General features: G+C 34.8%; 18 protein-coding genes. 4 read left to right on the forward strand and 14 right to left on the reverse strand.

Annotation, left to right across the window (positions count from 1 at the left end; genetic code table 11):
- Positions 1–49 precede the first annotated feature (49 nt).
- Entirely contained in the window at positions 50–1579 is a 1530-nt protein-coding gene (locus F7O84_RS10130; protein WP_151144553.1) for a PucR family transcriptional regulator, read from the forward strand.
- Between the two features lie 60 nt (positions 1580–1639).
- On the opposite strand, the gene F7O84_RS10135 is transcribed toward F7O84_RS10130, so the two are convergent.
- Complete coding sequence (locus F7O84_RS10135; RefSeq protein WP_151144556.1) at positions 1640–3157, reverse strand: methyl-accepting chemotaxis protein; 1518 nt, start codon at positions 3155–3157, stop codon at positions 1640–1642.
- A 269-nt stretch (positions 3158–3426) separates the two neighbouring features.
- Between F7O84_RS10135 and F7O84_RS10140 the strand changes: the two genes are divergently transcribed.
- Entirely contained in the window at positions 3427–4515 is a 1089-nt protein-coding gene (locus F7O84_RS10140) for a GGDEF domain-containing protein (RefSeq protein ID WP_151144559.1), read from the forward strand.
- Positions 4516–4580: 65 nt separating this feature from the next.
- Here F7O84_RS10140 and trxA read toward each other — a convergent pair whose 3' ends face one another.
- The 7 genes from trxA to F7O84_RS10175 form a co-directional block, all read right to left on the reverse strand.
- A complete protein-coding gene (gene trxA, locus F7O84_RS10145) occupies positions 4581–4895 on the reverse strand; it encodes a thioredoxin (RefSeq protein ID WP_151144562.1) in 315 nt (104 codons plus the stop codon).
- Between the two features lie 269 nt (positions 4896–5164).
- The gene (locus F7O84_RS10150; protein WP_151144565.1) at positions 5165–5791 is read right to left on the reverse strand and encodes a cytidylate kinase-like family protein; all 627 of its coding nucleotides are present in this window, start codon (positions 5789–5791) and stop codon (positions 5165–5167) included.
- Positions 5792–5846: 55 nt separating this feature from the next.
- A complete protein-coding gene (locus tag F7O84_RS10155) occupies positions 5847–6557 on the reverse strand; it encodes an ABC transporter ATP-binding protein (protein ID WP_151144568.1) in 711 nt (236 codons plus the stop codon).
- Between the two features lie 14 nt (positions 6558–6571).
- The gene (locus F7O84_RS10160; RefSeq protein ID WP_151144571.1) at positions 6572–7330 is read right to left on the reverse strand and encodes an ABC transporter ATP-binding protein; all 759 of its coding nucleotides are present in this window, start codon (positions 7328–7330) and stop codon (positions 6572–6574) included.
- Between the two features lie 3 nt (positions 7331–7333).
- A complete protein-coding gene (locus F7O84_RS10165; RefSeq protein ID WP_151144574.1) occupies positions 7334–8305 on the reverse strand; it encodes a branched-chain amino acid ABC transporter permease in 972 nt (323 codons plus the stop codon).
- Positions 8306–8320: 15 nt separating this feature from the next.
- Positions 8321–9208, reverse strand: a complete 888-nt coding sequence (locus F7O84_RS10170) for a branched-chain amino acid ABC transporter permease (RefSeq protein ID WP_330578763.1) — start codon at positions 9206–9208, stop codon at positions 8321–8323.
- A gap of 186 nt (positions 9209–9394) precedes the next feature.
- Complete coding sequence (locus F7O84_RS10175; protein WP_151144577.1) at positions 9395–10585, reverse strand: ABC transporter substrate-binding protein; 1191 nt, start codon at positions 10583–10585, stop codon at positions 9395–9397.
- A 290-nt stretch (positions 10586–10875) separates the two neighbouring features.
- On the opposite strand from F7O84_RS10175, the gene F7O84_RS19425 reads away from it, so the two are divergent.
- Positions 10876–11040: a DUF255 domain-containing protein gene (locus F7O84_RS19425; RefSeq protein WP_151144581.1), complete on the forward strand. Its 165-nt coding sequence runs from the start codon at positions 10876–10878 to the stop codon at positions 11038–11040.
- A gap of 38 nt (positions 11041–11078) precedes the next feature.
- On the forward strand, positions 11079–12932 hold the full coding sequence (locus F7O84_RS10185; RefSeq protein ID WP_151144584.1) for a thioredoxin domain-containing protein: 1854 nt from the start codon (positions 11079–11081) through the stop codon (positions 12930–12932).
- 70 nt (positions 12933–13002) lie between these two features.
- Here F7O84_RS10185 and F7O84_RS10190 read toward each other — a convergent pair whose 3' ends face one another.
- The 6 genes from F7O84_RS10190 to F7O84_RS10215 all read right to left on the reverse strand — a co-directional run bounded on the left by F7O84_RS10190 (position 13003) and on the right by F7O84_RS10215 (position 20775).
- Positions 13003–13830, reverse strand: a complete 828-nt coding sequence (locus F7O84_RS10190) for a carbohydrate ABC transporter permease (protein WP_151144586.1) — start codon at positions 13828–13830, stop codon at positions 13003–13005.
- Positions 13830–14708: a carbohydrate ABC transporter permease gene (locus F7O84_RS10195; protein ID WP_151144589.1), complete on the reverse strand. Its 879-nt coding sequence runs from the start codon at positions 14706–14708 to the stop codon at positions 13830–13832. Before F7O84_RS10195 ends, F7O84_RS10190 begins: the two co-directional genes overlap by 1 nt.
- 83 nt (positions 14709–14791) lie before the next feature.
- Positions 14792–16162 carry an extracellular solute-binding protein gene (locus F7O84_RS10200; RefSeq protein WP_151144592.1) on the reverse strand — a complete coding sequence of 457 codons (1371 nt, stop codon included), beginning with the start codon at positions 16160–16162 and terminating at the stop codon, positions 14792–14794.
- A 149-nt stretch (positions 16163–16311) separates the two neighbouring features.
- A complete protein-coding gene (locus F7O84_RS10205) occupies positions 16312–17913 on the reverse strand; it encodes a response regulator (RefSeq protein WP_151144595.1) in 1602 nt (533 codons plus the stop codon).
- A 17-nt stretch (positions 17914–17930) separates the two neighbouring features.
- Positions 17931–19655 carry a sensor histidine kinase gene (locus tag F7O84_RS10210; protein WP_151144597.1) on the reverse strand — a complete coding sequence of 575 codons (1725 nt, stop codon included), beginning with the start codon at positions 19653–19655 and terminating at the stop codon, positions 17931–17933.
- 211 nt (positions 19656–19866) lie between these two features.
- Entirely contained in the window at positions 19867–20775 is a 909-nt protein-coding gene (locus F7O84_RS10215; protein ID WP_151144599.1) for an alpha/beta hydrolase, read from the reverse strand.
- Between the last annotated feature and the right edge of the window lie 25 nt (positions 20776–20800).

Below are 20800 nucleotides of genomic sequence, written 5' to 3' on the forward strand. Positions count from 1 at the left end.
GTAATAAAACAACTAAATATTTTGTACATAATTGATAAAGGGGAAAACTATGACATTTACACATTTAGTACAGAAATTAGCAGAGGAATATGAAATTATACATCTTAGCACAGGGGAGGACCTAGAGATACAAGATATTGCATTTCTAGATAATAAACATGATAACACTTTAAAAAATACGCTATACTTTGGTTATGACAGACAATTCAATAACCTTCTTACTCCTCCCTCTCACTGTATCCTTGCCAAGACCAGCTGCATTCCTAAATTAGAATCTGAATGTAATGTGATTTTAATTGAAGAAGATTATTTATTTGCTATCTTTAATGATGCTAAGACCTTAATTGATACGACTAGTAATAAAGGTATCTTTGAAGAATTAACTGATCTTGCTGATAAAACTCACAGCATAGAAACTGTGATTGATGCTGCTTCGATTAGACTTGGATGCTCCTTACTTTTTTGTGACATGAACTTTAAAATTATCGCGAGTTCCTCCACCATACCAGTAAAAGATCCTCTCTGGAGTGAGAATACCTTGCAAGGATATTGTTCCTATGATTTCATAAGTGGTGTACGAGAACTAAAAGCTGTTCAAAATGCTTCTTCTACCACCGCTGCTATTGAAGTAACTTGCCCACAATCTCCTTACCGCAAATTAACTAGTAAGGTCTTTCATAACCAGACTCAAATTGGTTTTTTATTAATGATAGAAGGAGATAATTTAATTCTCCCTTCTCATTTTGATCTTTTAAGCACCATTAGTCATGTCATTAGCTACACGATTGCGTACTATACCCCTGATTTACTGGAAGGTAATAGTCTATATCACGAATTACTTTACGATATGTTAATTGGTGCTCCTTCCAAAGAAATTCTACCAAGAATTTCAAAGCTTTATTTTCCTGCAAAAATGAAAGTACTGTTTATTCGACCTACCAGATATATGGGTTCCCAATTTTTAAACAATCTTACCTATAAGAAGCTAAAAACTCTGATTCCAGGTACCCATACTACGTATCACAAAAAGGGAATTGTGGCAGTAATTCCACTTAAGGAAGTAGTCGATTTTGGGGTTGAATTACATGAATTGCTAAAGCGATTATGTCTGGAGGAGCATATCAGAATTGGAATCAGTAATTCCTTTTCTTCCATTGAAAACTTTGTTACTTACTATGAGCAAGCGCATACTGCCTATGAATTAGGCCAGAAATTAAAGACAGAAGAGCTCCTTTATCACTACCAAGATTATCAAATATTTAAATTATTTTCAGAGACAAAACATCCGGATCAATTAGGTCGATTTTGCCATCCTGCATTGACAACGCTTCGTTTGTATGATCATAAGAATAGTTCACAGCTATATAAAACCTTATGTGTTTATATTGATAAAGGCTGCAATATCAAGTTGACTTCGGAAAGTTTATACATTCATCGGAATTCTCTCGTTTATCGCTTAAATCGAATTGTTGAATTATGCGAAATCGATTTTACAGATGTAAACACTGTTTTCCTACTCAGACTTTCTTTTTTAATTGACCGATACAACGAACTAAATACCGATACTGAGTGGAAGTAAAACCTCTCCACATTGCACAAAAAATAGTATGTTGGGAAGCTTAGCAAGCTTCCCAACATACTATTCATGAGTTGGTTCTAAATACTTATCAAAACGTTTTGTTGTCTCAATGACTTCACTTAAATACTCTTTTGTTTCATCCGCATTTTGTAGATTCTTTTCACTGATTGCTGCCGCCTCTTCTGAGCTAGCCATAATTTCTTCAGTTGTTGCAGATAATTGGCTGATGTTATCAACAATATGATTATTTGCTTTTGCAAGCTCAATCAACCTATGATCAATTTCTTCAATGTTATCTGACAAAACTAACACATTATCATTTATTTTTTCAAAGCTTTGTGATGCAGTTGCAATCAATCCACCTTGGTTATCCGTTGATTGAATGGACTCTTTTACATTATTAGAGGCTTCGATTGCATTTTGATTTAATTCTTCAATAATCGTAGTAATATTCTCCGTGGATTTTCTGGTTTGCTCTGCAAGTTGTCTGATTTCATCCGCCACTACCGCAAATCCTTTCCCTGCCTCTCCAGCTCTGGCACTTTCAATGGAAGCATTTAATGCTAATAGATTGGTCTGACTTGAAATATTAAATATAATATTGGCAATATCATGCACTTCTTTTGTCTTTTCTTGCAGTCGTTGCATGGAATTGACCACAAGTTCATTTGCAGATGCAATATACGTTGATTGCTCCTTTAAATGATTCATAATTTGAAGTCCTTCTTTAATAGATTCCGTTGAATTATTCGCCACCGTAACCATCTCTTCAGAACGTTGTACTGTTTGATTGATGGATTGCTGGATGGATTGTGTCATAACATTTTGCTCTTGTATGTTAATTGCATTTGCTTGTGTCGTTGCTGAAATCTCAGAAATTGACGTATTTACAATTTCAGTTGATTCTGATAGGTTTTGTACCAACTGATTGCTTTTTGTTGTTTTCGTTTGTACAATCTTTGCGATTTCTAAAATGTCTACTAGCATCTCATTTTGTAACTTCTGTTGATCTTTTACAGTATGCAGCATATCGTAAGAAAATCGGTGCCCAATGTCTGTGCACTTGTATATCGTATTCAATGTTAATAACATAATAATTAATTCCATATAATTTAAAGTCATGTTATCCGCTTTCGATAACATCATAACTATGGTATAGATGATATTGACGATTGCAGTCCACAGACAAAATATTTTGGATAGCTTTAAGTCGTAGAACAAAATCGCTGCACATAAAACTGGAATCACACTAATTCTTACAAAGGTATTGCCAGCAAAGATTAAGTAAAAAGAATAAATTATCATATAGCTGGTCTGACTCCCCCAGCCAAGCTTATCACTTGTAGGCTTTTTACAATATACTGTCCAGTTAATTGCTATTGCGATTCCACTTAGAAGAATAATAATCGCTGTTATCCAAAGTTTTGTTGCATGAATCCGATAGGTATTTAATAACACGAAAGCATATACTACATAAAGTATTGTAGTACCAAGTAACATAAACCAGTTGATGGCTTTATTTCTTTGTGCCTTATCATTATACTTTCTTTCTTTTACCCCTTGATTTGTCTTATCCATTTTTTTACTCCTTATTATCTTTTGTACTAGACTTAATTAGAAGCTTCACCCTCAAGCCCTACTAAGTGTATCATAGCATAATCATACATAATTCTTTTTAAATTTACAACGTATACCATAAATAATAAAGATACGACATTTTTGTATATCATGCACGATAGTAAAAAAATTCTTATTAGTAATATGGATTGCACCATAAAGCAGAACTATGATATAATATACACAATAATAGCGTAAAACGTCGTATAAAAACATAAGAAGGTGAACCAATGAAAAACTTCGATGAGCTATATCTAAAATGGCGAAAGAATTTTAACTATATCGCTTTACTGGTTGCATGTATTACACTTATACTTGAAATAGTGATATCCCCTCTATTATTCCATTATCTTCCTCAAACGATTAAGTTACCAACCTTTCAATATATCTTGCTATATATCGTATTACCCTCCTCAATTAATTTTTTACTTGTTATAATCGGACGTCGCTCATTATCATGTAAAAGGCTTTCCGAGCGTGCTAAAAATTATTACTCTATCATAATCTTATCTACACAATTTCTAGTAATTGCTTGTGTACATAATGTATTTACTATTACCATCACTGTACTTTGCTTCCCAATCTTTTTGACTCTTATTTACAGCGATAGAAAAATGACTTCTACAATAACACTTATTACCGTCGTTTTTGTAAGTATTAGCATTGTTTTTGCCTTACTAGACTCCTATCCCAATGATACTTTTTTTCTTCTTCATACTTTCGTTGCTTACATATTATTATTTGGCTGTTATATCACAACAATCCTTCTCCTTAATATTGAGAATGCAAAAAATGATATTTTAAAAGCAAGCTCATTTAAACAGTTACAATTAGAAGAACTTTTAAAATGCGATTCTTTGACTGGTCTACATAATATGTCAACTTTTTATAACATGTTAGATACTTGTATTAAGAACAACGAAACGCCTTTAACCATTGCAGTGATTGATATTGACAATTTCAAATTAGTAAATGATACTTGGGGGCACGAAAAAGGAAACGAGGTTCTCATCTATCTTGCAGCACAGTTACAATTTTCCTGTAATATTTACGGGCATGTGTTTCGCTATGGTGGTGAAGAATTTACTATTATTTTCCCCAGAACCTCTCCTTTAGAGGCAAAGACAATGATAGAAACCGCACAGAATAATCTTTATCATTATGTCTTTGATTTTATGCCGAATCAACGAATTACTTTTAGTTGTGGTATTGCTAGCTATCCTTCTAGTACATATAGCCCTCAAGATTTTTTTGAGATGGCTGATAAAGTAATGTATCAAGCAAAGCTTTCTGGGAAAAATAAAGTATTGATTGGTTAAGGAAAAAGTCTCTTAAAACAGAGGAAAGACCAAAAGAAAGTTCTCTTGGTCTTTCCTCTTATTCTTTACTCTACTACCATTGCTAAAATACTTTGCTTACTTTGAATACCTACAGTGCTCTTTACGATCTTACCATCTTTCATGGAAACAAGGGTTGGAATACTCATAACGTTAAAAACCTTGGCAAGCTCTGGTTCTTCGTCTATGTTTACTTTACCGATTTTTGCTGCATGCTTTGTCTCCTCTGCTACCTGATCTACAATCGGTGCTACCATTTTACACGGACCACACCAAGTTGCCCAAAAGTCCAGTAAAACGGGTTTATCTGATTTTAAAACCTCTTTTTCAAAATTTTGTTTTGTAATCTTTAATGCTCCCATATGTTTACTCCTCTCAAAATAAAATAATTTCATTTGTTGCTTATAATTCTATTATAATGATTTCTCATTATTTATCTGTGATAGCATCACACACTCTTATCGTACGAATGCATATAATGAATCATTTATACTTTTATCACTTTTACAAGGATTTGCTTTTGTAGTTATTATATTTATGTAAAAAAAAAGGCTTTGTGCCTGTTTCTTTACAAAACTCACAGCTAAAAAAAAATGAGCAAGACTTTTTTTGTCTTACTCATTTTTTATTCTTATTGAATACGTATGTTAATGTATTCTTTAATTAGGGTAACTGCTTGTGCAAAGGTTAGTTCACTAGTATTAATACAAAGATCATAATTTGCTGCATTATCCCATCTTCTCTTTGTATAGTATTCGTAATACGCCGCTCTATGTTTATCAATTGATTCAATCTTTTTTTGTATTTCTTTTCTTGAACCGTGGGACATCTTTTCTAACGTATCAATACAATGTTCGAGTGGCGCATGTACAAAGATTCGAATCACATTCTTATGATCCTTTAAGATATAGTCTGCACATCTCCCCACTATAATGCATGACTTCTCCTCTTCTTTTGCCAGTTGCTTTATTACTTTTGCCTGATAATTAAAAAGATTGTCATTTGAAATGAAATCATCGCTATCTGGTGTAATAATTTCACCAGAGTAAGATTTTCTCATAATCTTATAAAGAAAGCTTTCCTTAATCTTTTCGTCTGCTTTTCCAAATAGTTCTTCACTAATTCCGCTCTCATCGGATGCAAGGCGAAGAAGCTCTCTGTCGTAATAATGTATTCCAAGCTCTTCTGAAAGCATCTTTCCTATGGTTCTACCACCACTTCCATACCCTCTTGCAATAGTGATTACATATTTACTCATAAAATCCCTCCCAATTATCATTTTTGCTGCTTGGATCTAAGCAAATTATACCATATTATTCTCCTAAATATGCCTTTTTAACAGAATCATTTTCCAGTAAATCCTTAGCTGCTCCTTCTAAAACAATATTACCTGTTTCCAGAACATATGCCCTATCTGCAATGGATAATGCTTTTTTGGCATTTTGCTCTACCACAAGAACAGTTGTACCACTGGCACTGATTTCCTTGATAATATCAAATATTTCGGATACAAATATTGGTGATAATCCCATGGAAGGTTCATCCATTAAAATAATCTTTGGATGTGACATTAACGCACGTCCCATCGCAAGCATCTGCTGTTCACCACCACTTAGTGTTCCAGCCATTTGAGATTTTCTCTCTTCTAGTCTTGGAAAGCGTTTATAAATGACTTTCAGCGTATCTTCGATCTCTTGCTTATCCGTTCTCGTATAAGCACCTAGCTTTAAATTCTCAAGTACGGATAAATCTGCAAATACTCTTCTTCCTTCTGGTACATGTGCCATTCCAAGAGAAACAATTTTATGTCCAGGCAACTTTGTAATGTCTTTGCCCTCAAATTCTATTTTCCCAGCTTTGCATTTTAATAATCCCGTAACGGTATGAAGAATCGTTGTTTTACCAGCTCCATTTGCACCAATTAGCGCAATTACTTCACCTTGTTCTACTTCAAAGTTGATACCGCGGATTGCCTGTATCATACCATAACTTACTTCTAAATCTGTTATCTTTAACATTGCCATGCGTTTATCCTCTCCTATTCTCCAAGATATGCTGTAATAACTTCTGGATCGTTTAATACCACCTCAGGTGTACCAGTTGTAAGCTCTGTTCCAAAATTTAACACAGTAAGCTTTTCACAAATACCTGTAACCAATTTCATATCATGTTCAATTAATAGGATTGTAATTTCAAATTTGTTGCGGATAAAACGAATGGTATCCATAAGCTCTGCTGTCTCATTTGGATTCATTCCTGCCGCTGGCTCATCTAATAACAACAGCTTTGGATTGGTTGCAAGAGCCCTTGCAATCTCTAATTTTCTTTGCTCTCCATATGGAAGATTGGAGGCTAGAAGACCCGCGTATTCCTTCATTCCAAATACATCCAATATTTCAAGTGCTCTCTGATCCATAGCCGCTTCTGTCTTTTTATATTTGCCAAGATGAAGTAATCCACTTGCCAAAGAATAATTATATTCGTTATGCAAGGCAACCTTTACATTATCAAGTACTGTCATTTTCCCAAACAAACGAATGTTTTGAAACGTTCTTGCAACTCCACTTTGGCAAATCTGTGCTGGGTTCTTACCCACCAAATTCGTTCCATCTAATAGAATACTCCCATCTGTTGGAAGATAAACGCCAGTAAGCATATTAAACACTGTAGTTTTACCAGCTCCATTTGGACCAATTAATCCATACAAACAACCTTTTTCAATGGTTATATTAAAATCATCAACTGCGCGTAAACCACCAAAGGAAATTCCTAAATTTTTAACTTCTAATAATGCCATGATTTACGCCTCCTTTTTTGTCTTTTTCAATTTTAAAAAGATATCACTTGATAAAATGCGTTGTTTTATTTGAGAAGAATTAAATATCATCATTGCAATTAGCACAACTGCATATAAGAACATTCTAAATTCATCTGCACTACGTAACATCTCTGGTAATATCGTAAGAATGATAGCGGCAATTACAGAACCTTTTATACTTCCCATTCCTCCAAGTACCACGATAACTAAAATCTCGATCGACTTATTATAATCAAATGTAGTTGGTTTTAAAGTACCTACATTATGACCATAAATAACACCTGCAATCCCTGCAAAAAATGCAGCAACCACAAAAGCCATAACTTTGAATTTACTTACATTAATACCAACTGCTTCCGCTGCAATATAATTATCACGAATCGAGCATACTGCTCTACCTTGTCTTGAATTTACCATATTTTTAATCGCAAATATCGTGATTACGGTTAAGAAAAATACATATCCAAAATTTTTATAGTTTCCATGAAGTTCAATGTTTGATAATCCCATTGCACCATTGGTAATCTTTAATGAGTTAATAATTGATTTGATAATTTCACCAAATGCTAAAGTAACAATCGCTAAGTAATCTCCGCGAAGTCTAAGTACTGGTACACCTATAATAACACCGAATAATGATGCCACCAATCCTCCTGCTATGAGCGCAATTGGAAACTCTATTATCATTGGCAGATTTAAGTTCATCGTAACCAATGCCCCTGTATAAGCTCCTACTGACATAAAGCCTGCATGACCTAGGGTTAATTCGCCAAGAAATCCAGTTGTTAAGTTTAAAGAAACTGCAAGAATTACGTTAATGCATACTGGAATCAATAAACTTCGAAACTGACGGGTCAATAAATCCCCATAAAGAAGAAATTCAATGGCCGCGAATACAATGACGATAATTGCTAAATTCTTAATAAGCTGCTTATCTATTTGTTTGTTTTTCATCACTTGTTTCCTCCATTAAACCTTTTCTTTTCTTATTTTACCAAGCAAACCAGATGGCTTAATTAATAAAACAAGAACAAGAATACCAAAAACGATTGCATCAGAAAGCTCCGTTGAGATATAAGCCTTTGATAAGCTCTCAATCAATCCTAAGATAATACCTCCAAGCATAGCTCCTGGAACACTACCAATTCCTCCAAGCACCGCTGCTACGAAGGCTTTGATACCAGGCATCGCTCCAAGCGTTGGCTTTAAAGACTGGTACTGGCAAACATAAAGAATTCCAGCAATGGAGGCAAGCGCAGAACCAATTGCGAAAGTTAATGATATAGTTTTATTTACATCAATACCCATTAACTCAGCGGCACCTTTGTCTTCTGCCACTGCACGCATTGCACTTCCCATCTTTGTCTTTTGAATAAACCAAGTAAGAGATATCATACAAATCGTTGTTACAATTAATGTAACAACCGTAATTCCTGAAATTGATAAACCACCAATCTTAATTCCTGCAAATTTAACGATTGATTCCTGTGGAATTGGAGTTGCACCAAAAATCAACAAGGAAACACTTTGTAATAAAAAACTAACACCGATTGCCGTAATAAGTACAGCTAAAGGTGGTGCCGAGCGAAGTGGTTTGTAAGCCACACGTTCAATTACTACACCAAATATTGTACAAACGACAAGTGATAGAAGTATTGCGAGAATCGCTGGTAAATGAAGTATGGATAAACCAACATAAAGTGCATATGCACCTACCATGATAATATCACCATGTGCAAAGTTAATCATCTTTGCAATTCCATAAACCATTGTATAACCAAGAGCAATCAAAGCGTAAATACTACCACTTCGAAGCCCATTTATAAATTGCTCTAAAATATTTTGAAGAATTCCCATTCTTTTACCCTCCTGCTTTTATAAGCCTTTATCTCAGCTGATAAATACAGCCTTTAATTCTTTAAAAGTTGTATTTATCAACTGAAATCTGTAAAAGATTGATAGCAGGAGTGAGCAACTCCCAAACCATCAATCTTTTACTATCTATTTCATCACTTCTTTTATGTTACATAAAATATATCATTCTTATTCTGCTGTATATTCACCATTTACAATTTTGATAAATTTAGCAGCTTTTTGTGGCTCGCCATCTTCTGTAAAGCTGATTTTTTCTCCTGTAAGACCATCTACAGAAATCTCAGTCATTGCTTTTACTAAATCTGCTGTTTTTGTTGATGCTGCTTTTTCCAATGCTGCTTTGATTACATAAACACCATCGTAACCATCTGCTGCAAACTGATCTGGAGTCGCTTTATAAGCTTCGTTATATTTTGTAACAAAATCAGCGGCTGCTTTATCTCCTGAGAAGAATGGACTTAAGAAAGTAGCTCCTTCTACAGTCGCTTTATCTGTAACCGTATCAAGAATTCCATCCCATCCATCGCTACCAAAGAAAGGTAATGTCATAGAAAGATCTGCTGCCTGCGTTACAATGTGAGATGCATCTCCGTAATAAATTGGAGCAAAAATTGCTTCTGCATCTGTTCCTTTGATTGAAGTAAGCTGTGTATTAAAATCTTCTCCATCTGCAAATGCTTCTGCTGTTGTGATTGTTCCACCTAATTCTGCAACCTTTTTTGCAAATGCTTCGTATACACCTGTGCTATATTCATCTGAATTTTTATAGATAACTGCTACATTTTTAAATTTTAAATCTGTAATCATATGCTCAGCCATTGTCTCTCCTTGTAAAGGATCGGTAAAACAAAGACGAAATACGTTAGTGTTCTTTGTAATATCTTGCGCTGAACCTGATGGAGTAAGCATTAATATATCATCTTCTTGTGCTAAATTTGCTACCGCTAAACAAGAACCTGAAGTAACTGCACCTAAAAGAGCGTCCATTTTGCTATCCATTAATGAGTTATATGCAGTAACTGCTTTATCTGGTGTAGCTTGATCGTCTTCGAATTTAAGACTTAATTGAAGTGTCTTATCTCCAACCTTTACGCCACCTGCATCATTAATTTCTTTAATTGCAATTTCTGCGCCTTGTTTTACAGAAATTCCATAAGAAGCGGCATCACCTGTAAGAGGTCCAATTCCACCAATTACATATGTTTCTCCACCTGCATTTGCACTAGAATCTGTGCTTGTATCTGTATTTGTATCTGTTCCTTGCTTTGTATCAGTTTCTGATTTACTTTGACAGCCTGCAAGTGATGCAAGTGCTAAAGTTGTTGCCAAACCTAAAGCTACTAATCTTACTTTTTTCATAATATTCCTCCTGTTTCGACTGTGTCATGTGTACGCACATTTGCATCTGCTTAGCGTACAATATCAAAAACAAATATACCTTAAATGTGTTAAAATGTCAATGGAAAAGCGTTATAATGCTTTAGAATGCGTGAAATTGTTCAAATTAAAAAGTATAACGTATGAAGGAAAAACAATTCTATTATCTTGTTAAAATAGTTAAATTCTAAGAAATAATTCAACAAAATTTGCTTATACTAAAATAGATTACTATTAACAAAGCGATAAAACCTTTCAAAGGAGGTGTTCAAATGACAACAACTACAAAGCAACCCAATAGACTGTTACAAGAAAAATCACCGTATCTGCTTCAACATGCTTATAACCCTGTTAACTGGTACCCATGGAGTACAGATGCATTTAAAAAAGCTGTAGCAGAAGATAAACCCATCTTTTTATCTATTGGGTATAGCTAACTTGTTATATTTATAGTACTTGTCATTGGTGCCATGTAATGGCACATGAATCATTTGAAGACCAAGAGGTGGCTGATTATCTAAATGAACATTTTATATCAATAAAAGTGGATAAAGAAGAAAGACCTGATATTGATAGTATCTATATGTCTGTATGCCAAGGTCTAACTGGTAGTGGCGGTTGGCCACTCACTATATTTATGATGCCCAATCAAAAGCCTTTTTTTGCTGGAAGCTATTTCCCAAAACACTCTCGCTACCAACTGCCTGGATTTTTGGATTTACTAAAGGCCATTCATGAAAAGTGGTTAAAAGACAGAAATGATCTGGTGCATACGAGCCTTGCAGTTACACAATCATTGCAAAAAGAATCGATGCAAGAGAGTTCGCAAAAGATAAATATAAAGACAATAGAAAAAGCTGCCAAAAATCTACTGCAACAATTTGATTCAACCTATGGCGGCTTTGGACATGCACCTAAATTTCCAACCCCGCATAATCTAATGTTTTTACTTCGTTATGCCGCTTTAAAACAAGATAACATGGCCTTAAAAGCGGTAGAAAAAACACTTGACTCAATGTATCTTGGTGGTATCTTTGATCACGTAGGTTATGGTTTTTCCAGATATTCAACAGATGAAAAATGGTTGGTTCCTCATTTTGAGAAGATGCTATATGACAATGCTTTGCTTGTACATGCATACATCGATACCTACCAATATACGGGTAAGCAATCGTATAAAGAAATAGCAGAAATGACTCTCGCATATGTAGAGCGAGAATTAACACATCCAGAAGGGGGATTTTATTGCGCACAAGACGCTGACAGCGAAGGTGTGGAAGGAAAATATTATGTATTTGATCCTAAGGAAATCGAGCAAGTGCTCGGAAAAGAAGATGCAGCATATTTTAATTCCTATTTTGACATCACAAAAGAGGGAAATTTTGAAGGAAAGAGTATTCCGAATCGAATCAAGTCACTTCACCCCACTACGCCATTGGAAGATAAACGAATCAATGCAATGCGTACTAAAATATATGATTACCGTTATAAGCGAACAACGCTTCATAAAGATGATAAAATACTGACTTCTTGGAACGGAATCATGATTGGTGCTTTTGCAAAAGCTTATAAAGTACTGCGTAAAGAAAAATACCTTCATCTGGCACAAGCGGCAGATTCCTTCCTTTGTAATCATTTGACAGATGGTACAACCCTTTTTGTTCATTATCGTGATGGTAAGGCAAGTGGTGTAGGCCATATTGACGATTATGCTTTTTATAGCTGGGCTTTATTGGAATTATATGAAGCAACGCTAGAAACGGATTATCTAAGACGCTCACTCTCTTGGATTACACAATTAATCGAACTCTTTTTTGATGATACAAGTGGAGGATTTTATTTATATTCTAGTGAGGCAGAGTCCTTAATTGCCCGTCCCAAAGAAGTATATGACGGCGCTATACCATCAGGAAATTCCGTTGCTGCTTACGTATTGGAAAAGCTATATCGCTTAACGGGGAATTTAAGCCTTCGAAAAACACTTGATAAACAGCTTAACTTTCTTACTAATGAAGTGGTTCACTATCCAAATGCTTTTTGCTTTTCTATGATGGCATTCATGCAAGAGTTATATCCTACAAAGGAATTGGTATGTGTCCTTCCAACTGATGAATCCATGGAGGAGTTAAATGAAATGATATCAAGTCATTTTCTTCCTCAATTGTCGATATTGGTAAAAACGAAACAGACAAAAGAAGCACTCTCTCAATTAGCAGAGTTTAGCAAAGATTACCCTTTGACAACGGATGAACCCTTCTTTTATCTATGTGAAAATCATGCTTGTCTTGCCCCTGTTCATGATCTTACAAAAATTATCTCGTTATTATAGAAAAAAGTGGAAAGATTTATTATATCTCTTTCCACTTTTTTCTTATATGTAAGGACTCGTTGCCTATCTCCTAGCCCTTTACGGCTCCTTCTACAATACTTTTTTGCACCTGATCACTTAAAAGCAGATAGATAAGTATCGTTGGTATGGTAGCAATTACAAGTCCAGCTCCAATCTCTCCCCACTTAGTCGTATAAGCCCCTACCATGGACATAATTCCAACCGTTAACGTTTTATACTCTTTCTTACTTACAAAGGTAACTGCAAACATCAATTCATTCCATGATGAAATATAGGTAAAGATGGCAACTGTTGCAAGTGCTGGTTTTACCAGTGGAAATATTACATTTCCAAAGATACGTATTGTTCCACACCCGTCAATCGCTGCCGCTTCCTCCATTTCGCGTGGAATGGAGGATAGAAAGCTTGCCACAATATAAACAGCCATAGGAAGCCCAAACGCCACATAAGGAATGATAAGTGCGAAATATGTATTTAAGATATGAAGTTGTTTGAGTACCATAAATAACGGCAGTAATGCCGCATGAATGGGAACCATAAGACCTAGTAAGATGATTTTCATAACGGTCTGCCTTCCTCTCCATATCATTCGTTCAATTGCATATGCACTTGTTGAGGCCAGAATAATTACAATCAAAATGGTAATCGACGTAACAAACACACTATTAAAAAAATAATTTAAAACCTTTGCTTCTCCAATGGCACTTAGATAGTTTTCAAACTTCCATTTATGTGGTAATCCTGCTACATTACCGCCAAATATTTCGGTATTGCTTTTTAAAGAAAAGGTCAAAAGCCAATACAATGGATAGATTTGAATGATAGCAAATAATATCAAAGCGATTTGTATGCACCATTTTTTCCAATTTCTTTTCATTACAATACCTCCTTTTCTTTAAATAAAAATCCTAGAAATACCGTAAACAAAAGACATTCTAAAATAATAAAGATAGAAATTGCACTTCCATATCCATAATGATACGAATCAAAAATGGTTGTATACATATAGATGCTTGGAACCTCTGTAGAAAAAAAAGGGCCTCCATTTGTTAAGACATATATTAAGTCAAATACCTTTAATGCTCCTATTAAGGAAAAGGTAACACAGACTTTAAGAATTGGCTTTAACAGCGGAATTGTAATACGGAATGCGACTTGAACTTTACTAGCACCATCCATAAGTGCTGCTTCTAAATATTCGGGTGGTTGCGATTTCACACCTGCATACATAATCAACATATGATATCCCACGTACTGCCAAAGAATCGGAATGAAACTACATAGTAAAGCGGTCTTTTCTTGCCCCAGCCAGTCTTGACTTAGGTTGGTAAGTCCAAGGTTATCAAGTAACGCATTCAACAATCCATAATCTCCATTGTATATTTTTTGCCAAAGCTGCCCAATTACTACCGTTGAAATAATAACTGGAATAAAATATGCCGTACGGTAAAATTTTTCTCCTCTGCTTACGTTAGCGACCACAATGGCCAGTAAAAGAGAAAAAGGAAGTTGGATAAAGATAGACAATGCCGCGAATAGTAATGAGTTTTTCACTGAATTTAAAAAGCGCGTATCTTGCACTAATTCTATATAGTTATGTAGACCAATAAAGCTTCCTTTTCCAATTCCATCCCAATCTAACATACTATAATAAAAGGAAATAAAAATAGGTATAACAACAATCAGTGTCGTTATAAGAAGCGTAGGTAGTAAAAACAAACATAACACTTTCTTATTCGATAATATTTTATTCATAATTTCTCCAATAATTATCTGAGTGATTTATCTATTTGTTTGGTTCTAATAAGGGGCTGTCATTCGACAGCCCCTCTCTTATATTAATAAAGCTCTGATGGCTGCAATTTTGACATCTTTTCGGCAAACTCTTGAGGAGTTATCTTTAATGCAAGTAATTCTGCAACCAAATTTTTATAGCTTTCTGAATCGTCAGCACTTAAGATGTTATCCCACCATGTAATGTAAGATGTTCCAGTCTCCATAAGCTGTGCGGATTGCTGGCTAAGCGGTGAAAGCTTGCTTGCATCTACACTAGAAGCATCCCAGCAAGGAAGTCCTGCGCCAGCTTCATAGCCTTCGATTCCGATTCGCTCACTTAAATAAGCAAGATATTCATAGGCTTCTTTTGGATGTTTGGTATTGGCATTGATGTAATAACCGTCTGAACTTCCACCAGAAAATTCGGTTGCTGTTCCAGCAGCGCCTTCAATAATAGGAAAAGCGATTGCTTTTACTTTTCCATTGGTAACTGCATCCTCATTTTCAAAGTTTGGATGAATCCAGTTGGCTTGGAATAGCATAGCTCCTTGACCTGCCGCGAATCCAGATACCATTTCATCATAACTCATACTAAGCATGGTTGAATTAAAAGCACCTGCATTTACTAACTCTTGCATTTTTTCGGCTGCCTTTACAAAGCCTTCGCTGTTGAATTTGGTTGGATCTTTAAACGCTTCCATTATCGCAGGATTTCCCACCTGTCTTGCGGAAATGATGTCAAACCAGTACATACCAGGCCATCTATCTTTTTCTCCTAGAATAATTGGATTATAGCCTGCTGCCTTTAATTTATCAACTGCATCTAATAATTCAGTCCATGTCGTTGGATAGGTGGCTCCTGCTTTTTCAAACATTTCCGTATTGCAATATAAGTTTGCTAAGAAGGTAATGGTTGGAAATGTATAAATTTTTCCATTATAGGTGCAATTTTCAAGCATACCATCTAATATTTTGTCTTTTACATCACTTGTCAGATATTCATCAATTGGTAATAAATAGCCTGCATCAATATATGGTTTTACAAAGCTTCCACCCCCAAACATATAAGAAATATCAGGTGCTTCGCCTGCGGCAAAAGCAGTCTTTATTTTTGTCTTATATTGTTCTCCAGTAACCCCTTCTTGTACGATGGTTACATTTGGATGAAGCTTTTTATAATCTTCTACAGAATCTTCAATGATTTTTTTAACAGGATCTGTGTCCGTTACAGATTGATGCCAGATGGTGATAGTGACCTCTTCCTTGGCTTCCTCCTTTACGTCTTCTTTTATTGACGTATCATCACTGGTTTTGTCCTCAGTTGTTGTGATTGTATCTTTTGTGTCCCCTTTTGTAGATGTGCCTGCACAAGCCATAAGCTGCATTGTCATAACAGCGCTTAATAATAAGACTCCTACCTTCTTCAATCTCATTTCATACATACCTCCCAGTATAGTTTGTTTGTAGAGAATGGCCATTCTTTTACAATAATTATTGTTTCCTCTATTCTACATGAATGGTACGATAGGAATACATTCATAATTATAACTACAACATTCACTTTTTTTGCAGAGAAAATAATTCATTCATTATTTGAACCTCTTCGATATTCACTTAATGAAAAACCTGTCATTTTCTTAAACCAGATACTTAGATAATGTGCATCATGAATACCAATACAGGTTCCAATTTCATACCCCTTTAACTCAGAATGAAGCAATAATTCTTTCGCTTTTTCTAAACGAATTTCAGATAAATATTCGCTATAGGTTTTGCCTACAAAACGTTTAAATAATCGTCCCATATATCCTGCGCTGATATGAAACTTCTCTGCCACTTCATTCATATTAAGTTGAGGATTATCCATATTTTGAAGCAAGAACTTTTGAATTGCTTCAATCAAATCGCCCTTTTCCTTCTCATTAATACGGGCAATCTCACTTGCGGTATAGAGTAAGACTTCTTTGGCAATCTGATACATGGTCGGTAAGTCCAAATCCTTTTCATAGGTTCCCTCTAACTTACTTAACTTTTTATAGTAATCTTCGATTTGCATACTTACCATGATTTTTAGGCACCAAGAATAAATATCACCAATTCTTATCTTTGCTTTTTGCAAACCATATTCTTTATCATGTTCAAACAATTCCCATAGTAAGAGTAGTTGGTCATCTACCTTATCAACCATTCCATTTTGTACCAAGGAAGCAATCTCATTCCAGATACATTGTTCCTCACCCGATACTTCAAGTTCTAATTTCCCTAGATTCGAATACGAAAGAATGCAGTTATTTGCCTCAAGGCTTCCAACATTCAACGCTTCAATTGCTTCCTTATAAGCCGCCCCAAGCTTTTGATAACTATTCTTTTTTAAACTAATTCCTATGTTTATGTAACATTTTAATCTAGTTATAATCATCTTTTGTAATAAATCCAGGCACTCGATAAAAGGCATACTTGGGTTATTATTTGCGACTATGATTCGTCCCAATTCATCTTTAAAGAAAAACAAATACTCATCGCTTTCAAAAAACTGTTCAATCAATTCCCTCGCTTTTAGATACAGTAAAATATCACTATGCTCCACAAGAAAAGACTTTACTGGTTTGATTTCAATGGCAGCGATTTGAATTCTTGCATCGGTTGGATGCAATTTTACTTGATAACTTTCCATCTTTTCTCGAAATACACCATCTTCAATTTTACGATTCATTATCTCAATTAAGAATTTCTCACGAAATACTGGAATATGCTCCTTGATTTGCATTTCAAGTTTTTTGCGTTCTTCTTTTTTGCTTCTTTCTTCAAAAATCTTTGTTCTTATTTTATATAATGAGCTATTTAATGCCTCCTCTTTAATTGGTTTTAATAAATAATCTGCCACCCCAATTTTTATGCTGCGCATGGCATAATTAAATTCATCATAGCCTGTTAAAATAATGACCTTTATTTGCGGAAAGAGATGAATGCATTCTTCACTAAACTCAATTCCATCCATTCCTGGCATGCATATATCTGTGATAATAATATCTGGCTCTAATTCCGAAAGTTTTTCAAGTGCCTTTTTGGTATTGGAGAATTCTGCTATAATAACTAATCCTAATTTTTCTGCATCAATTTTCATCCGCAAGGATTTTCTTATTAACATTTCATCATCTACTAGAATTACTTTTAATTGTTCCATATAACCCCTCTCCCTTTTTAATACTCTTTCATCTCTACATAAAAATGTATCTGTGTCAATTCACCATTTTCAATGCGATAAGAAAAACGCTCTTCATAAATAAGCTGCATTCGTTCAATGGTTCCCCTTAGTCCAAAACTAGTTTGTTCCTCTTTTTGGGATTTACTTTTTATATGTTCTAAAATATGAGTTGGTATTCCATCTCCGTCATCCATCACCCAGATATGTAGTATGGTTTTGTCCATCTTGGCTCCAATAAAGATATGTCCTATCTCTTCTTTTTCTCGAATTCCATGCTGGAACACATTTTCCACTAAAGGCTGTAAGGTAAGCTTTGGCAAACGATAATTTAGTGCCGATTCATCTACTGTGATTTGCTCTATGAAGGTATCACTAAATCGAATCTTCATGATACTAATGTAATCTTCTACAATCTTAATTTCTTCTGCTACCGTAAGCATATCTCTACCTTTACTTACACTCCTTCGGTAAAAGTCACCTAAGGCTTGTACTAGCTCACATACTTTTTTATTTTCTCCCAACATGGCAAGTGCTTCAATGGCATCTAACGTATTATATAAAAAGTGAGGCTTCATCTGCTCTTGCATCTCATTTAGCTCTACCCTTCGAATTATTTTCTGCTTTTCTATGGTTTGTCGAATTAACAATTGGATTTTTTCAATCATTAAATTATAGCCTTCAAATAAAATCGTAAATTCCTTAAAAAAGGATTTTTCATGTATCTTATAAAATTCACCTGTTTCAGCCTGCTTCATATGTGTAAGCATTAACTGAATTGGCATTGTCACTGCTCTTGAAATAATGACAGAACCAATCAATATTAAGACGGAACTAATAATAATTAGTATTATATTAATAGAGAGCATTTCTGTGTTATAGCGCTTCATATCAATCGGTAAGATTCGAAGAATCGTATAACCTTCTTTGGGAATCTTTACCCCAGTAATCAGATACCTCCCGCCATTGACTTTGATATGCTCCATAAAGCTATCCTTTGTCATGTTATTTAACTTATGATTAAACCTAGCAAATTCCCCTTTATCTAAAATAGAAACCCCATCCTTACAGATAAAATTATCTTCTTGATCCATAATTACAATTTCTTCACTGCCTTGATCTAGAGCATTTAGATAAGTAGAGCGCAAGGCATCTATTTTTATATTAATACTATAAAAGCCAATGATTTCAAAATTTTCTAAGTTCTTATAGGGCCGAATCATAGATATTGAATTGGTTTCTTCTTGTGTCGTAACAACCAGTTCATAGCCTCCTTTTTTTAGCAACACTGGTTCATACCATGTAAAGTCATGTAATGAGTCAATGCTATAAAAGTCATTGGACTGATCTCCAATGGATAGGATTTGATTTTTCGAATCAATAAACCACACGGATTCTATCAGGTCTGAGAATTGTGTTTGCGCATAGATTCGTTGGTTTAAAGCAGACTGTTCTGAGATATTACCAAATAAATCACCTGAATTCATGACCTTTTGAATGACTTCATCTGCAAGCACTAACTTTGAAAAGTCGTTGGCGCTTTTAATAACTGTACTAATCGCGGTCTGGATGGTCTGTAAGGTTGCAATGCTTTCTTCTCCCATTATCTTTTTTTCATGCTCCATATAGACAAATTGAAATGTTCTAAAATACATTCCAATAATAAATAAAATAACAGCAAAATACAAAAGAATTACCTTTATCTCAAGTCTATGTTTCGTCATTTCAACTATTCTCTCCCCCGTATTTAGTTATTTTCTACCATATATAACCAATATACAGCCAAACTGTCAAAATGTAAACCAATGGAATCGCAAATACCCAATCACAGACAAGACGACTCAAGTCTAAGTGATTGGGTATAAAAAACAAGCGTATCAATCATAGTAAATGATACGCTTGTTTAGATATTTCTCTTGACAGTTTTTTTCCGCATTATAAAATCGTATATTTTTTTAAGAATTCAATAATTTGCTTTAAGGTTTCTTTACAGTAAAAGACACTTCCTCCATGATCGGCATCATCTACACAATAAAATTCAACCTTCTTTTTATGCTCTACACATTTCTCAAATAACTCTATACTTTGTTCAAATGGTACAACACGGTCCTTATTACCATGCATGATTAACAACGGATCATCATTTGATTCATCATTAATAAAGTAAATAGGCGATGCCGTAAGTGCCTTTTCCAAATGATTTGAAAGATGGTCAATACCAAGTATGGCTGTTGCAGGTGAATTTGTTTCATGCTCAAATGCAGATTCGTAATGATGCATCGAGGCTAAGTTGCTTACCCCATACAAATCAATAAACCCTTTGACACTACAAAGAGGTTCATTCGTATAATCAAGCATTCCATTCTTCCAGGTTGCCCAACACATGGTAGACGTATGTCCTCCACTTGAATCTCCTGATACAAAGACATTTTCTAAGTCAACTTGAAGTTCGTCGCTATGGTTTTGAATATAGCGCATGGCACATTTGGCGTCTAAAATCTGTCCTGGAAATAATGTAACATCACTAAAACGATATTCTACGATTGCTAAAATGTAACCGTTTGTAACAATATCTTTCAAATCCAATATGTGGTCATTTAAGTTTTGTTTCATCCACGCGGAACCTTGTACATGAAAAAAGAGGGGATATTTCTTATGCTCTTCAAGCGACATTGGGTAAACCATTCTAAGCCTTAATTCGATTCCATCTCTCTTACAATAAATGATATCATCACTTATAAATGCTCTTATGTTATCTTTATCCCCTTTTATTACTTTCGTTCCCTTTGGATAATTAATAACCTTTGGCATCGTTTCATAGCTATATTTCATTTCAGGTACCATATCTTATCCTCCAATCTATATCTTA

This window comes from Candidatus Galacturonatibacter soehngenii, assembly GCF_008830185.1.
Lineage (GTDB): Bacteria > Bacillota > Clostridia > Lachnospirales > Lachnospiraceae > Lachnotalea > Lachnotalea soehngenii.

Excerpts from the sequence above, each read along its gene's own strand:
- F7O84_RS10210 (WP_151144597.1), bottom strand. The coding sequence starts at position 19,655 with ATGACGAAACATAGACTTGAGATAAAGGTAATTCTTTTGTATTTTGCT.
- F7O84_RS10160 (WP_151144571.1), bottom strand. The coding sequence starts at position 7,330 with ATGGCATTATTAGAAGTTAAAAATTTAGGAATTTCCTTTGGTGGTTTA.
- F7O84_RS10165 (WP_151144574.1), bottom strand. The coding sequence starts at position 8,305 with ATGAAAAACAAACAAATAGATAAGCAGCTTATTAAGAATTTAGCAATT.
- F7O84_RS10215 (WP_151144599.1), bottom strand. The coding sequence starts at position 20,775 with ATGGTACCTGAAATGAAATATAGCTATGAAACGATGCCAAAGGTTATT.
- F7O84_RS10140 (WP_151144559.1), top strand. The coding sequence starts at position 3,427 with ATGAAAAACTTCGATGAGCTATATCTAAAATGGCGAAAGAATTTTAAC.
- F7O84_RS10130 (WP_151144553.1), top strand. The coding sequence starts at position 50 with ATGACATTTACACATTTAGTACAGAAATTAGCAGAGGAATATGAAATT.
- F7O84_RS10155 (WP_151144568.1), bottom strand. The coding sequence starts at position 6,557 with ATGGCAATGTTAAAGATAACAGATTTAGAAGTAAGTTATGGTATGATA.
- F7O84_RS19425 (WP_151144581.1), top strand. The coding sequence starts at position 10,876 with ATGACAACAACTACAAAGCAACCCAATAGACTGTTACAAGAAAAATCA.
- F7O84_RS10205 (WP_151144595.1), bottom strand. The coding sequence starts at position 17,913 with ATGGAACAATTAAAAGTAATTCTAGTAGATGATGAAATGTTAATAAGA.
- F7O84_RS10135 (WP_151144556.1), bottom strand. The coding sequence starts at position 3,157 with ATGGATAAGACAAATCAAGGGGTAAAAGAAAGAAAGTATAATGATAAG.
- F7O84_RS10150 (WP_151144565.1), bottom strand. The coding sequence starts at position 5,791 with ATGAGTAAATATGTAATCACTATTGCAAGAGGGTATGGAAGTGGTGGT.
- F7O84_RS10185 (WP_151144584.1), top strand. The coding sequence starts at position 11,079 with ATGGCACATGAATCATTTGAAGACCAAGAGGTGGCTGATTATCTAAAT.
- F7O84_RS10175 (WP_151144577.1), bottom strand. The coding sequence starts at position 10,585 with ATGAAAAAAGTAAGATTAGTAGCTTTAGGTTTGGCAACAACTTTAGCA.
- F7O84_RS10200 (WP_151144592.1), bottom strand. The coding sequence starts at position 16,162 with ATGAGATTGAAGAAGGTAGGAGTCTTATTATTAAGCGCTGTTATGACA.
- F7O84_RS10190 (WP_151144586.1), bottom strand. The coding sequence starts at position 13,830 with ATGAAAAGAAATTGGAAAAAATGGTGCATACAAATCGCTTTGATATTA.
- trxA (WP_151144562.1), bottom strand. The coding sequence starts at position 4,895 with ATGGGAGCATTAAAGATTACAAAACAAAATTTTGAAAAAGAGGTTTTA.
- F7O84_RS10170 (WP_330578763.1), bottom strand. The coding sequence starts at position 9,208 with ATGGGAATTCTTCAAAATATTTTAGAGCAATTTATAAATGGGCTTCGA.
- F7O84_RS10195 (WP_151144589.1), bottom strand. The coding sequence starts at position 14,708 with ATGAATAAAATATTATCGAATAAGAAAGTGTTATGTTTGTTTTTACTA.